The sequence below is a fragment of the Mucilaginibacter sp. OK098 genome, from assembly GCF_900142915.1.
Classification (GTDB): Bacteria; Bacteroidota; Bacteroidia; order Sphingobacteriales; family Sphingobacteriaceae; genus Mucilaginibacter.
The window spans coordinates 259,961-274,600 of sequence record NZ_FRCM01000002.1 but is presented as its reverse complement, the minus strand read 5'-3'; the positions used below and the strand labels follow the sequence as shown (position 1 = coordinate 274,600).

Genomic DNA, 14,640 nt, shown 5'->3' with positions numbered 1-14,640 from the left:
CGGTTAAATGTAGTTTTATTGTTTGCTAACAGAATCAAATACCCGGATTTATTTCGCCTCTTTTTTCTTTTTTTCGGCCGGAAATGTTGGCCCGAAACGATACGCCAGGCGCAGGGCTACCTGGTTAATATTAGCGTTGCTTTGCACACGGCTTTCATATCTTAAGCCCAGGTCAATGGTGCCTTTGTGATTATTTGTAGGTGCAGAAAACCCTATAACAGGGGAGTATATGAATGCGTTTGATGATCCGGTAAAATTGTCCTGCAGGTTGAATGATACACCCGCATCGCCTTCAACATAGGCTATTTTTGAGAAATAGTATTTGACCCCCAATTCCAACGGTAAAAATTGATCGGGCTTTAAATTCAGCGGGCCGTTATAATCCAGGCGAACTAAGTAGCTGGTAAAACCTAATGTACCTGTAATGTTAAATTTAGGAGAGCTTACCGGCACCTCAACTTTAACAGAACCCCCAACAACAGAACCATAGTAATTGGAAAGATTGCCCGTTGTTAAACCATACTCGCCACCTATACTAATGTGAGGGCTCATGGTTACCTGCGCAAATGCCCCTAAGGAACAAATTATAACGACTATAAATGAAAGTAAAGCTTTTTTCATATTTAAACAGCTTGTAAAGGTATAAACATAAAAAAATTAATGACTATTTATTTACTTAAACATGTTTTACACGGGTAATTACCTGTTTATTGTCATAAAGCATCTTTGTTGCGATACAAACAAGATGGTTATTTAAATTTGATTTTTATATAACTATTTGTTAATGTACAGAATTATCATCGTATTGCTTCTTCTTTTTAAAATTACAGAGGTTGCTGCCCAAGCTGATTGGGAACTTAAAAATGAGAAGAACGGAATAAAAGTTTACACCAGTACAGTGGCCAACTCAAAATTTAAGGCGATAAAAGTTGATTGTGAGCTAAAGGCAACCTTATCGCAAATAGTTAAGGTATTGCTTGATGTAAAAGGCTGCCCTGAATGGCTTTACCATACAAAATCATGCGTGCTTATTAAACAGGTTTCCCCATCCGAACTATATTATTACTCCGAAATAAATATTCCGTGGCCAGCCCAAAATCGTGATTTTGTAGCACACCTGAAGGTTTACCAAAACCCTGAAACTAAAGTGGTAACCGTTGATGGCCCGGCTGTGCCCGGTTTTGTGCCGGTAAAAGGTGGTATTGTGCGGGTACAATCATCAAAAGGATTATGGATTATTACACCAATAGCAAATAACCGGATAAAGGTAGTATACACATTACAGCTTGATCCGGGCGGCAATCTCCCTGCCTGGCTTGTTAACCTTTTTGCCGCCGAAGGCCCTATGAAAAGCTTCCAGGGTTTATTATTACAGCTCAAAAAGCCCGCATATCAGAATGCAGAATTAGGGTTTATTAAGGATTAGGTACTTGTTTGCAAAAAAAGCCGGGAATTACCCCGGCCCTTTTTACATATTTCAGAACGATTCAATGCTAAATTACAATCTGTATGCAAGGCGCAATGCAACCTGGCTTATAGTTCCGCTGTTCGACCATGCTTCATAACGAACGCCCGCTTCAACATGGTCATCCCAGGTGTAGCCAATGCCGGGCGCATAAGCAATAGCTCTGCCGCCGCCACTTACCGTTGAAAATACAACACCACCCTGGCCCTCACCATAAAAACCACCACTAACATAATACTTAAGGCCTAATTTTACCGGGACAAAGCCCTCGCCTGAGCTTGTTGTGCCAAATGCCATTAGTATATCCCTATAATCACTTTTGTAGATAAAATTTGTATACCCTGCCGAACCTGTAATGAAAACTCCGGCAGCTATAGGGTAATCATATTTTAAGGACGCACCCAATGCTGTAGAAGAAATATCTGTTACTGAACCAAAAAGAACTCCTGCTTCAAAACCTGCACTAAATTTGCCGCTGGTTGGTGTTGTTTGTGCTAAAGCTGAGATAACAGTTAAGCCTAAAATGGCCAATGAGAATAAGATTTTTTTCATTTTTTAAAGTTGATAATGTTTAAGCTGTGCAAGCTAGTAAGTTTGAATTGCATTTGAACGGATTAACACGGGAGGTTGTTACAAAAAAATAAGAACATATAGACAAATAATGTCGAAATGTTTATTTTTTCAAATCCTTTAACATCAATGAAAAGTGGTTGGGTTGTAACGATAAGGTTTTAGAACGGCAAAAATAAAAGCTGTTAATAAGCTATCTGAAACTCAAAACAACTGCTTTGCCCGAAATGCTCTCCAGCAATGGTTTGAAAATTAACAGCGCGTTTTGCCTTGCTGTGCCTATTACGTCCATTTCTTTCGCGTTATCCAGGATCTTTTTTTCTGCAATTTTATAAACAGATTCAACCATATTTTTGGTATCGTCCTGAAACCAGGTGCCGCTTATATCGTACACCTTTGATCTTTGATGATCAATGGCTGAGTAGCAGATCTCAGGTTGTGGCAGAAAAACCGTTACCGAATTATCTGATTGAATAATATCCGATCTTTTAACTTTTGTGAGATCAATGCAGGCGGTAACCTCGCCAACAGCTAAAAATAAGACCTTGCTATCAGGCAAGATAGGGTGGATCTCTTTTTGCTCAACAATATCTTTCATGGTGTACTTAACCAGTTCCAGCTTGCCCATGCTGCTTATTTTTTGCACCATGCCGGTTTCTGTAATTTCGGTACGCGATGCCGTAAACTCGTGCTTTATGTAAAAGAATAAAAAAACTAAAAAGCCGGTTATAACTATTGAGCTTATAAGGATAAACAGGATCCGGTTGCCAAAGCGATTTGCCATTGTGGAAGAGATTAGAGGTTAGTGATCAGAGATTGGTTGTTTAAGACCGAAGGTAAGTATGTCTGAAAGAAAAATTAATCTTTAACTAATCTCTTACCACTAATCTCTACCCCTAATATATACAAATAAAAAGAGCAGTTGTTAGGCTGCTCTTTTTATAATTAAAATTACGCGGTAGTGTTATAAAGGTTGAAAATGAGGTTTTCTTAAACCCTTACAACTGTTTAAACTACTGGAAGCAGTAGGCTATGCGCAATGCAACCTGGCTAAGAGTGCCATTATGCGACCATGCCTCATAACGAACGCCCGCTTCAAAGCCGCCATCAAACGTGTAGCCAATGCCCGGTGCATAAGCAAAAGCCGTACCTCCACCGCTTTGGGTTGAAAATGCCGCACCTAACTGGGCTTCACCAAAAAAACCTTCGCCGTTAAAATAGTATTTAAGGCCTGCTTTTAATGGTATAAAGCCTGATGATGATGGAAATCCCAACCCCGAATTTTTAAGTGCGCTTTTTACCATAAAGGACTCATAACCGGCGGATATGGTGAAATAGGTAGCGGTAGCAATAGGTAAATCATACTTAAGAGAGCCACCTATGGCAAAATTGTAAACATTGCTGCCATTACCTACAGGTATGCCCGCATCAACACCAATACTAAATTTACCACTCTCTGATTTGCCTGTTTGTGCAAAACTACTGCATGCTGTTACTCCCAGCATGAATAATGCTAATAGAACTTTTTTCATGAAATTAAGGTTTTAAATTGGTTAATAATATTATCAAATATATAAAGTTAATAAAAATAATATTATTTGATAACAATTATTTAACATTAATATCAGTGATATATGCAAAAAAAGAGCAGATAATATCTGCTCTTTTAATAAGTTGATTATAGTGATCATAGACTGGAGGTTAGAGATTAGTTAGGAATTAAAGGAAAAAAAATCCTCAACTAATCTCTAACCTCTGATCTCTAGTCTCTATCCATAAATTATATTCAAAGTAATAGGCACGTTTAATGCTTTTGAAATAATGCAGTTTGCTTTTGCGCCTTCGGCAATTTCTTTAAATTTTTCTTCGCTTACGCCATCAATTGCTGTTCCTTTTAATTCAAGATGGATGCCGGTAATACTTAGGGCCTGCATGTCAAGATCTAAAATTGCATCAGTGTTTAAATCGTTTGGGGTAAAACCAGCCTGGCTTAAGGCCGCACCTACCGCCATGGTGAAACAGCCTGCATGTGCAGCTGCAATCAGTTCTTCGGGGTTGGTGCCAATCCCGTCCTGGAAACGGGTTTTAAATGAATACTGAGTGTTGTTGAGTGTGGTGCTTTGGGTGGTGATTTCTCCTTTACCTTCGGTTAAAGTACCGTTCCAATGGGCATGTGCTGTACGTTTCATAGTTTTGGTTTTTGTTAAAAGTTTATTTCAGGTATTGTAAATTGCTGGTTTATCTTGCTTATAAAGGCTAAAACTTCATCATGGCCGAGCTGCGTTTCGGCAGATGTTAAAAAATGCTGCGGCACTTCTTCAAAAGTAGCTAAAAGAGCCTTGCGGAACTTAGCAATATTCTGATCTGTTTTTATGGATGATTGCTTATCGGCCTTGGTAAATACCAATACAAACGATAGTCCCTTTTCACCAAGCCAGTTACAAAATTCAATGTCTATTTTCTGCGGCTCAAGGCGGCTGTCAATCAATACCATTACACATTGCAGGCTTTCACGCTTATCCAGGTAGGTATGGATAAATTTACTCCAGTCGGCTTTTTTGCTTTTTGATGCTCTTGCATAGCCATAGCCGGGTAAATCAACTATATACCAGTTATCATTTATCAAAAAATGATTGATGAGCTGTGTTTTGCCTGGTGTTTGCGAGGTTTTTGCCAACCCTTTTTTGCCGGCCAGCATATTTATTAATGATGATTTACCTACGTTCGAGCGCCCAATAAAAGCATACTCCGCCTTTACCGGCGGCGGCAGCTTAGAGATCTGGGTGTTACTGCAAATAAATTCGGCTGATTTTACGATCATACGGCAAAGGTAGCTTTTTTAGATTTGAGAAGCGAGATTTGAGATTTGAGACAAGAATAAATTATCTTTAGAAATATTGATTTTACAATCGTCAAACAAAAGAATAGCAGAACATTCTGTAAATTTGATGTTTAAACATGTAATTGAAATGGAAGAATATAAAATACCTGCACAAACCCGCATTGGCCATGTGCATTTAAAGGTAAGCGATCTTCAAAAATCACTCGATTTTTATAGCGGCCTGCTTGGTTTTGAAAAAATGATGCTGTACGGCGATCAGGCTGCATTTATATCGGCCGGCGGGTATCATCACCATATTGGCTTAAATACCTGGCACAGCAAAGGCGCTCCACCAGCACCTGAATATGCGCCAGGCCTATATCATACTGCTATTTTGTATCCTGAACGGAAAGACCTTGCAACTATATTACAACGGCTTATAGATGCCAAATACCCAATAACCGGTGCATCAGATCACGGTGTATCAGAAGCTATTTATTTGGATGATCCGGACGGTAACGGCGTTGAACTATACTGGGACAGGCCCCATGAGCTTTGGCCGCTTGATGAAAATGGTGAGCTTACTATGTTTACAAAGCGGTTGGATATTGAAGGGTTGCTGGGAGAGAAGTGATTTCGGATTTCGAATGTTCGATTTCGGATTTATGAAATAAAAAAGCGTTTACGCCTATGGTGACAACACCAACAAAGGCGGAAATGATTAAAGGATTGCAGGATTCCTATCGCGTTGAAAAAAATCCTGCAATCTTTTAATCCTATAAATCTTAGTTTATAGCTGCTTTATAAAAATATTCTTAAAATACGCTTTATGCCCGTGATCTTGCAGGGCGATGAAGCCGGTTTTGGCGAGGCCGTAATCAGGATAGTCTTTCCATTTTCCTTCGGTTTTTTTCTTTGTCCAGTCGGCATCCCATGCCTGGAATGACAGGATCTTTTTACCATTTAGCCAGTGCTCTACATGGCCGTTTTTAAAGATGATTTTGCTGGTGTTCCATTCGCCAACAGGCATTACTTTTTTTAAGTTGTTTGGTAAGTGCATGGCATAATCGCAACCTGTTTTTTGCCATTCTTCCAGCTTATCCGGCCAGCCCAAATCGTCAATAATTTGGTATTCGGGACCGGTTTCATAAGTTGCATGGTATTTGGGGGCCTCAACCACATGGTACATAACACCGCTGTTACTGCCCTTATCAATCTTCCAGTCCCATGAGAGCTCAAAGTTGGCGTATTGCTTATCGGTAATAATATCACCGCCGGTATCGCCCTGGGCAGCGCCGAGGCAAACTAATGAACCATCAACAATCGTCCAGTTTTTTACCTCTCCTTTTTTATTAAAACCATGCCAGCCATTAAGGGTTTTGCCATCAAACAGGCTGGTCCATTTTTTTATTTTGGCTGATGAATTTGATTTAGCCGGTTTATGCGGTGGCGTTGCCAATGCCTGCGAACCGATAAAGCCCGCGGCTATTATTAATATACTTAGTTTTTTCATGTTGTTTATTGTGATGTTATAACTTTAACTATCTGGTGAGGGCGTATGCGATACGCCCCTACACGTTCTTTTTTAACATTTTTTCCGGATCCCAATGCATGGGGATGTTTTGGAAATAGCTGTCGTTACATAGCAAAGCAGGAGCAGCAGCACGATAGCCAAATGTGGCATCCTCGGTTACTTTGCCGTTGTTGCGGATGGCTGTAATAAAGTTATTCATATGGTCGTAAGGGCCACCCAGGTAACCTTTATCGGCATCAAATACAATTTCTTCGGGTGGCAGCATTTTTTTTCTTTCGGGGTTTCTGTCGCCGCTCTGCCTTAGTTTTTCAAGATAGAAGGGATCGTCAGAAGCAACTACCTTGTTCCGTTTTAGCACTACCTTATCCCAGGTAATATCCATCGCGCCTTCGCTGCCTACCAGGCGTAGGTAAGTAGTGCCACTGGTGCCGTCAACAAAGTTACAGCGCAGCGACAGGTTAAATGCCGGATGAACGGCGTTTTTGCCATAGTCAAAAGTACCCAGCAAAACATCAGGTACTTCGCGGCCATCATTCCAGAACCGTAAACCGCCTGATGCATAAATTTTTTCGGGCCCGTGCGAACCTGTAACAAAGTGCAGGCTGCTGAACAGGTGAACAAACAGATCGCCTGCCATACCTGTACCGTAATCGGTATAATTACGCCATCTAAAAAAGCGCTTTTCATCAAACGGGCGTTTATGCACATTGCTTACATAGGTATCCCAATCCACAGTTTGCGGCGAGGCATCAGCAGGAATAGGATACTGCCATACCTCAACAGGGCCGCGCCTTGCCCAAAAACCTTCGGCATAATTAAGCTGACCAATTGCTCCGCTTGCCAGCAGTTCTTTTGCCTTTTCGTTACCCAGTGATGATACGCCCTGGCTGCCCACCTGGAACACCTTGCCTGTTTCCTGCTGGGCTTTTATAATTGCCGGGCCTTCGGTAATTGAATGGATCATTGGCTTTTCGCAATACACATGCTTGCCGGCATGCATGGCATCAATAGAGATCTGCTGGTGCCAATGATCGGGCGTACCAATAATTACGGCATCAATATCCTTGCGATTTAAAATCTCTTTATAAATTTTGGTAGTATAAATATCATTGCCCCAGCGGCTTTTAGCATCAGCCAGGCGACCATCGTACAGATCGCATACGGCAACCAGCTTAACTCCCGGAATCTTCAGGGCCACGTTGGTATCTTCCGATCCTTGCCCGCCTGCGCCAATCAGGGCAATATTTACCTGGTCGTTAGCGCTGATGCCGGCCTGCCGTTTTAAATAGGCGAAAACTTCGTTCTTTTTATCAGCAGCAAATACATTTTGGCCGATGGCTACCGCAGCTGTGGCAGTGCCTAATTTTCTGAGGAAATTTCTGCGCGATGGTTCATTTTTTTCTTTCATGGTACAAGTAACAGGGTTTGTTAGTCAGTAAAAGGTAATCGGTTCTGATGCTTATTGAAGGGGATTGCATCAACAAGTGAAAGGTATAATTTTAATGGGATAATTGAAAATAATTGTAAAAAGTATAGTGATAACGTTAGCAACAAATAACAACATTAGCAACACTTGTTGTTAGTGTTGCTAATTGTTGCTAGTTGTCTGAATCAGGATTTGAATGGGGATTGGTAACAAATGGTAACAAGTGGTAACACTTGTTGTTAGTGTTACTAAATGTTATTAGTTGGCAAAGGTTATACGCTGACTGTTCCCCGGGTATAGGCTACCGTGTACCCACATCTTAATAAATAGGATAGGGAGCCATTTGACTGACCCATGGGGTCTACCCCTTTGTAGAATATGCACGAACACGATTTTTACCTCGTAGAGGTTACCCTTCTACGCCATAAAATTAATCAGCACAAGTAAACGCGGACTAAGGGTAGCCTCTACGAGGCAATATATTTGTTATTCTATTTTCCTACAAAGGGGTAGACCCTATGGGTCAAGCCTTTGTAAATACTATATTATTCCCTACAACAATGCACCAACATCATGAAAAACTTGTGGGTACACGGTAGGGGTATAGGGGGTAATTAAGGTTCAGTAGTATAATATTAGCTATATATAAGGTATTTATATATACCTTTTATATTGGCTTATTAATGTATTTAAAAGTATTTTTTAATTCCGAGTAGAGCGATCTTTTACGTGGGACATCAACGCAGGACAGGTAGGCTGGCTACCTATCAATTGAATAAGATCCTTCACTGCGTTCCAGGATGACAAAGGGTTAATTTATTTATGGTAGCATTAGCAACAAATAGCAACACTAGCAACAAGTGTTACCAATGTTGCTAAATGTTGTTAGTGTTGCTAAATTAATTTAATGCATTCTACCCCGGATAGTCAAGCCAATCTAACTTAATCAAGTCTGTGAATCCAATCAGCCAATAATAATTATCTTTGCCACCCAATGAGCAAAATTATAACTCCGTATGCCGATCAGCAGGGCACAAAAAAAGAGCAGGTTGCTGATATGTTTAATAATATCTCAAAAACCTACGATTTTCTGAATCATTTTATGTCGTTGGGCATTGATATTATCTGGCGTAAAAAGGCTATTAATGAATTGAAGAAAGATCAGCCTAAATTAATACTTGATGTTGCTACCGGCACCGGCGATTTTGCTTTTGAGGCCCTTACCATATTAAAGCCTGAGAAAATTATCGGGGTTGATATTTCGCAGGGGATGCTTGACATCGCGCAGCAAAAAATAGATAAACGCAATTTAGGCGACAAGTTTGAGATTAAACTGGGCGATTCGGAAAAGCTGCCTTTTGATGCCGATGGCTTTGATGCCGTTACTGTGGCCTATGGCGTGCGTAATTTCGAGAACCTTGAAACAGGGCTTGCCGATATTCACCGCGTACTAAAGCCGGGCGGAAAAGCAGTAGTGCTTGAGTTTTCAAAGCCTAAAGCATTCCCCATAAAACAGCTGTATAATTTCTATTTTAACTATATTACACCCGGAATTGGTAAATTATTTTCAAAAGATGCAAGGGCCTACACTTATTTGCCCGAATCAGTAGCTGCATTTCCGGATGGAAAAACTTTTACTGCACTTATGGATAAAGTAGGCTTTAAACATACCAAACACAGGCCCTTAGCGTTTGGTATTTGTTCAATTTATACGGGTATTAAATGATTAAAAATCGTTACCTCATTGTAATTTTATTATTATTTAGCGGTAATACTTTATTAGCGCAGGTACCTGCGTGGGGTGGCGGGGCTGATTTAACCGACCTTAGCTTCGGTTTCACATTCTCATACGTTAGCAATTATTATAAAATTGACAAAAAGCCCAACTGGCGCGCTCCGTTTTTTGACCAGGGCGTAAATAGGTACATAACCGATTCATTAAAAAGTATCGGTTCAAAAAACTCATCGGGCTTTGCGGTTGGTTTTATAACGCGGTACAGCCTTACCGATCATTTGGAAGTGCGCGCAACGCCTTCGCTGGTGTTTGCCGATCGATCTATTAGTTATACTTACCCAAATCCTGCTAATAATGTTACCAAGCTGATCCAGAGCACCTCAGTAGATTTTCCGTTAGAATTTAAATTGAAATCAGACCGGATAGGTAACATGCGGGCATACATTTTAGGCGGGGCAAAGTATACCCTGGCCATAGGATCAAAAAAGAATGCCGATGCCGGGCTTGATCCGCTTGATAAGCTGGTTAAAAACGTAGGCGGCTTCGGATCGTACGAAGCCGGGTTGGGCTGCGACATTTATTTTGAATTTTTTAAGCTCTCGCCCGAAATAAAGATCTCCAACTCATTGGGCAATGTGCTGGTGCCTGAAAATCAGCCCTATTCAAGTCCTATCAGCAAGCTGGGGCTGCATACTATTATGTTTAGTTTGTATTTTGAGTAAGGGCATTCCTGAATTGCATAGCTTATAGTTTACTCACCCGACGACGCTTCGCTGGTCGACCTCTCTTCACCTGCGGTGGAAAGAGGTGAGGAAAATAAAAAATAGAATTCTTCGGCCCTCTATACGCGTAGCGAAGAGAGGGCAGGTCGAGCGAAGCAATGACCGGGTGAGTAAATTCTGCGCGCGATATTAACGCCAATGCAATGCCATCAATGTGCTGCATATGTGGTTTAATTACCAATTCATTGCCAATAAATGACAACTTATTCCAATCAAAAACATAATTTCGCTGCAATAGTTACCTATATATGGCTAAAATTGCATTAATAACAGGAGCAACCTCGGGAATAGGAGAGGCCTGTGCTCATTTATTCGCACGTGAAAAGTATAACCTGGTACTAACAGGAAGAAGACTTGACAGGTTGGAAAATTTGGCGAAAAAATTAAATACCAAGTATAACGTTGAAGTTGCCGTATCGCAGTTTGACGTTAGGAACAGGGATGAAGTTAAAGACAACCTTGAAGCCCTGCCTGCCAAATGGAAAAAGGTGGATGTGCTTATTAATAGTGCCGGCTTAAGTCAGGGGCTTGATCCTATTCAAAATGGCAGCCTTGATGATTGGGACACCATGATTGATACCAATGTTAAAGGCTTGCTGTATGTAAGCAAAATAGTAGCTAACTGGATGATTGATAACAAGCAGGGACACATTATTAATATAGGATCAATAGCTGGAAAAGAAGTTTATGCTAACGGTAATGTATATTGCGCAAGCAAATATGCTGTTGATGCCTTAAATAAAGGGATGCGGATTGACCTGCTGCCATACGGCATAAAGGTTACGGCAATACATCCGGGAGCAGTTGAAACAGAGTTTTCGGAAGTGCGGTTTAAGGGTGATAAAGAACGGGCGAAGAAAGTTTATGATGGCTTTGAACCCCTTGTTGCAGATGATATAGCCGAAACAATATGGTTTGTGGTTTCGCGCCCTAAACATGTTAATATTAACGATATGATTGTAATGGCAACAGCGCAGGCAAATGCTACCACGATCTTTAGATCGTGAGTCGGGAAAGTCAGTAAAGACCGAAAGTCCGAAAGACAGGAGAGTCAGAAAGATAGAAAAGTCAGAAAGGCAAATAGTACAAAGAGTTAACATAAAGCTAAACATCAATATAAATATCTTCCGGACTTTCGGACTTTTCCGATTTTCGGCTAACAAATAAATAATTCAGTAATTAAAAATCCGAAATCGAACATTCGAAATCCGAAATAGAAAAAACATGTCACTAATAAATCAAATAGACCAGGATATAAAACAAGCTATGCTGGCTAAACAGGCAGACCGTTTAAGGGGTTTGCGGGCAATAAAATCTGCTTTGCTTTTGGCCCGTACCGAAAAAGGCGCCGCTGAAGAATTAACCCAGGAAGCCGAAATTAAAGTGCTGCAAAAATTGGTTAAACAGCGCAAGGAATCGGCCGAGATCTATAAAACGCAAAACCGCGATGATCTGTACCAGATAGAAATTGAAGAAATGAAAGTGATTGAGCCGTACCTGCCAACGCAAATGACCCGTTTTGAAATTGAAGGTTACCTGGAGGAAGTAATAAGCCGTGTTGGTGCAACCTCAGTAAGCGATATGGGAAAAGTGATGGGCATTGCCAACAAAGAGCTTGCCGGCCAGGCAGATGGAAGAACTATATCGGAAGTGGTGAAACAACTTTTGGGTTGATTAAGTTGATTAAGTGAGTGGTTGATTAAGTTTTAATATTAAATAACTCAATCAACTTAATCAAACTTAATCAACTAAATAAACATTAAAACTTGCATCTAACAATCAATAAGCTATTTTTATAGCGGAAATATTTAATGTTACTTATTGGCCTTATTTAATGGCCGTTTTAGGAATTTAAACTTTATAAATTTATATGGATTTCGTGCTTAAAGAGGAACATGGTTTTAGTTATATCGATGAGGGCGAAGGCGAGGTTTTGTTACTGTTACATGGTTTAATGGGTGCATTAAGCAACTGGGATAAGGTAATAGAAGGGTTTAGAGGGCAGTACCGGGTAATTATACCTATATTGCCTATATATGATTTGCCGCTGTTAACTACCGGGGTAAAAAGTATGGCCAAGTACGTACACAAGTTTATAAAGTATAAAAAGCTAACAGATATAACCTTGCTTGGCAATTCACTGGGTGGTCATGTTGGTTTAATATACGTATTGGCGCATCCCACACTTGTTAAGGCATTGGTGTTAACCGGTAGCTCAGGCTTGTATGAAAATGCCTTTGGCGGATCGTTCCCAAGAAGGGAAAGTTATGATTTTGTAAAGGAAAAGGTTGAATATACATTTTATGACCCGGCAACGGCAACCAAAGAGCTGGTTGATGACGTATATAGAATTATAAACGACAGGCACAGCGTAATCCGGATCCTGGCTATGGCTAAATCGGCTATCCGCCATAACATGAATAAGGATCTGTACAAAATTAAGATCCCGGTGTCGTTGATATGGGGCAGGGATGATAAAATTACACCTCCGGAGGTTGCAATAGAGTTTAATGAGCTATTGCCCGATTCGGAATTACACTGGATAGATAAATGCGGGCATGCGCCTATGATGGAGCAGCCTGAAGAGTTTAACAAGTATTTAAAGGTATTTTTAGATAAGATAAAATCAAAATAAATATATGTTTGCAATTGAACTGATAGCTGATGCAATACCACCGGTACACACTTCTGATAGTATCCAGAAGGCAGTTGACCGTATGGTTGAATTTCGCATCCGCCATTTGCCAATTGTAAACGAAGACCAGTTTTTGGGCCTGCTATCAGAAAATGACCTGGCGGGCGAAAGTGATTTTCAAACCCCTGTAGGCGCTTTGGCGCTTTCGCTGGTTAACCCTTATGTACTGGAAGAACAACATATTTATGATGTTATCCGCCTGTTTAATGAAAGACAACTAACTGTAGTGCCCGTGCTTGATGCCAATAAGAACTATTCGGGCCTTATTACCATAAATTCACTTACCAAGTACTTTGCCGCGCTTACATCTGTTGAACAGCCGGGCGGCATAATTGTACTGGAGATCAACAATAAAAACAATTCGCTGGCGCACATGGCGCAAATTGTAGAATCTGATAACGCTCAGATCCTAAGCTCATACGTGCGCACCTTTCCTGATTCAACACGAATGGAGGTTACCCTTAAGGTAAACAAGCAGGATATATCAACTATAATAGCCACCTTTTTGCGTTACGAGTATGATATAAAAGCTACGTTTAATCATACCGATGATAATGACAACTCAAGGGACAGGTATAATTCGTTGATGAATTACCTTAATTTGTAGGTTGGTCATTAGGCATTGGTCATTAGTCATTTTTGAAATGTTAGATAATTTATAAGCACATTTGACCATACCGCTGACCTGCCCAAATGACCCAATGACAAATGACTAATGACAAATAACCAATGAGAATAGCAGTTTACGGCAGGCAATTTAATGACCCGGTGGTGGTGCCTTATATCCAGCAGGTATTTGATAACCTGGTGCAACATGGTGTTGAAATTTATGTTCATCCGCAGCTTCACGATTTTGTGCAGGAAAATATTAAGACTGTAAAATATAGCGTACTGGATAACACTGCTCAGCTGAAAAATTTTGTCGACCTGTTTTTAACGCTTGGCGGTGATGGTACCCTGTTGGATATGGTTACCGTGATCCGCGATTCGGGCATACCTGTTATCGGGATAAATTTTGGCCGGCTCGGCTTTTTGGCAAGTATTAATAAAAACGACATTGATGCGGCTATTTATGCAGTTGTAAATAAACAATTTTCGATAGACAGCCGGGAATTGCTGTGCATTGATTCGGAGCAGGAAATATTTGGAAGGGATAACTTTGCCCTTAATGATATTACCATCCATAAACGTGATGATGCGGCAATGATAACCACGCACGTTTTTTTAGACCAGGAATTTTTAAATTCTTATTGGGGCGATGGGATCATTATATCTACCTCAACAGGGTCAACCGCGTACTCGTTAAGCTGTGGTGGCCCTATTATTTTCCCTGAATCAAACAGTATTGTTTTAACGCCAAATGCCCCCCATAATTTAAATGTAAGGCCCATAGTATTACCTGATACCAGCATACTGGCCTTTGATGTTGAATGCCGCAGCAACAATTACCTTGTCTCGTGCGATTCGCGAACGGCAATAATTGATAAAACCATGCGTTTCCAGGTAAGTAAGGCTGGTTTCAGATTAAACCTTATCCGTTTAAATAATGAAAGTTATTTATCAACGTTAAGAAACAAACTGTTATGGGGACTAGATGTTCGAAACTACTAAA

Annotated in this window: 17 protein-coding genes; 9 read left to right on the top strand and 8 right to left on the bottom strand. The window is 40.5% G+C overall.

Translation table 11 applies throughout. The features are described 5' to 3' along the window. Positions 1-48: 48 nt before the first annotated feature. Positions 49-621: a hypothetical protein gene (locus tag BUE31_RS08255; protein ID WP_073402285.1), complete on the bottom strand. Its 573-nt coding sequence runs from the start codon at positions 619-621 to the stop codon at positions 49-51. 163 nt (positions 622-784) lie between these two features. Here BUE31_RS08255 and BUE31_RS08250 point away from each other — a divergent pair, with 163 nt between their 5' ends. After that, a complete protein-coding gene (locus tag BUE31_RS08250; RefSeq protein ID WP_073402282.1) occupies positions 785-1,426 on the top strand; it encodes an START domain-containing protein in 642 nt (213 codons plus the stop codon). Between the two features lie 72 nt (positions 1,427-1,498). On the opposite strand, the gene BUE31_RS08245 is transcribed toward BUE31_RS08250, so the two are convergent. The 5 genes from BUE31_RS08245 to yihA form a co-directional block, all read right to left on the bottom strand. After that, positions 1,499-2,017 (bottom strand): hypothetical protein, encoded by a 519-nt coding sequence (locus tag BUE31_RS08245; protein ID WP_073402279.1) that lies wholly within the window; start codon positions 2,015-2,017, stop codon positions 1,499-1,501. A 211-nt stretch (positions 2,018-2,228) separates the two neighbouring features. Continuing rightward, the gene (locus BUE31_RS08240; RefSeq protein ID WP_073402276.1) at positions 2,229-2,819 is read right to left on the bottom strand and encodes a DUF4230 domain-containing protein; all 591 of its coding nucleotides are present in this window, start codon (positions 2,817-2,819) and stop codon (positions 2,229-2,231) included. A 229-nt stretch (positions 2,820-3,048) separates the two neighbouring features. Then, entirely contained in the window at positions 3,049-3,567 is a 519-nt protein-coding gene (locus tag BUE31_RS08235; protein ID WP_073402273.1) for a hypothetical protein, read from the bottom strand. A gap of 237 nt (positions 3,568-3,804) precedes the next feature. Further along, the gene (locus tag BUE31_RS08230) at positions 3,805-4,224 is read right to left on the bottom strand and encodes an OsmC family protein (RefSeq protein WP_073402270.1); all 420 of its coding nucleotides are present in this window, start codon (positions 4,222-4,224) and stop codon (positions 3,805-3,807) included. Positions 4,225-4,238: 14 nt separating this feature from the next. Further along, positions 4,239-4,856, bottom strand: coding sequence for a ribosome biogenesis GTP-binding protein YihA/YsxC (yihA, locus tag BUE31_RS08225; protein WP_073402266.1), 618 nt, complete (start codon positions 4,854-4,856; stop codon positions 4,239-4,241). Between the two features lie 148 nt (positions 4,857-5,004). Between yihA and BUE31_RS08220 the strand changes: the two genes are divergently transcribed. After that, positions 5,005-5,490, top strand: a complete 486-nt coding sequence (locus tag BUE31_RS08220) for a VOC family protein (RefSeq protein ID WP_073402263.1) — start codon at positions 5,005-5,007, stop codon at positions 5,488-5,490. A 156-nt stretch (positions 5,491-5,646) separates the two neighbouring features. On the opposite strand, the gene BUE31_RS08215 is transcribed toward BUE31_RS08220, so the two are convergent. Together BUE31_RS08215 and BUE31_RS08210 are read right to left on the bottom strand one after the other, a co-directional pair. Further along, the gene (locus tag BUE31_RS08215) at positions 5,647-6,369 is read right to left on the bottom strand and encodes a 3-keto-disaccharide hydrolase (RefSeq protein WP_073402260.1); all 723 of its coding nucleotides are present in this window, start codon (positions 6,367-6,369) and stop codon (positions 5,647-5,649) included. A gap of 58 nt (positions 6,370-6,427) precedes the next feature. Beyond that, positions 6,428-7,798: a Gfo/Idh/MocA family protein gene (locus tag BUE31_RS08210; protein ID WP_073402257.1), complete on the bottom strand. Its 1,371-nt coding sequence runs from the start codon at positions 7,796-7,798 to the stop codon at positions 6,428-6,430. Positions 7,799-8,810: 1,012 nt separating this feature from the next. Between BUE31_RS08210 and ubiE the strand changes: the two genes are divergently transcribed. From ubiE to BUE31_RS08175, 7 genes are all read left to right on the top strand, one after another. Further along, positions 8,811-9,542 carry a bifunctional demethylmenaquinone methyltransferase/2-methoxy-6-polyprenyl-1,4-benzoquinol methylase UbiE gene (ubiE, locus tag BUE31_RS08205; RefSeq protein WP_073402255.1) on the top strand — a complete coding sequence of 244 codons (732 nt, stop codon included), beginning with the start codon at positions 8,811-8,813 and terminating at the stop codon, positions 9,540-9,542. Next, positions 9,539-10,273 (top strand): type IX secretion/gliding motility protein PorT/SprT, encoded by a 735-nt coding sequence (locus BUE31_RS08200; RefSeq protein ID WP_073402252.1) that lies wholly within the window; start codon positions 9,539-9,541, stop codon positions 10,271-10,273. Before ubiE ends, BUE31_RS08200 begins: the two co-directional genes overlap by 4 nt. A 308-nt stretch (positions 10,274-10,581) precedes the next feature. Continuing rightward, a complete protein-coding gene (locus tag BUE31_RS08195; protein WP_073402248.1) occupies positions 10,582-11,340 on the top strand; it encodes an SDR family NAD(P)-dependent oxidoreductase in 759 nt (252 codons plus the stop codon). Positions 11,341-11,557: 217 nt separating this feature from the next. Further along, positions 11,558-12,007, top strand: coding sequence for a GatB/YqeY domain-containing protein (locus BUE31_RS08190; protein ID WP_073402245.1), 450 nt, complete (start codon positions 11,558-11,560; stop codon positions 12,005-12,007). Between the two features lie 196 nt (positions 12,008-12,203). Next, a complete protein-coding gene (locus tag BUE31_RS08185; protein ID WP_073402242.1) occupies positions 12,204-12,968 on the top strand; it encodes an alpha/beta fold hydrolase in 765 nt (254 codons plus the stop codon). Between the two features lie 4 nt (positions 12,969-12,972). Then, entirely contained in the window at positions 12,973-13,635 is a 663-nt protein-coding gene (locus tag BUE31_RS08180) for a CBS domain-containing protein (RefSeq protein WP_073402239.1), read from the top strand. 122 nt (positions 13,636-13,757) lie between these two features. Then, positions 13,758-14,639: an NAD kinase gene (locus tag BUE31_RS08175; RefSeq protein WP_073402237.1), complete on the top strand. Its 882-nt coding sequence runs from the start codon at positions 13,758-13,760 to the stop codon at positions 14,637-14,639. Position 14,640 lies beyond the last annotated feature (1 nt).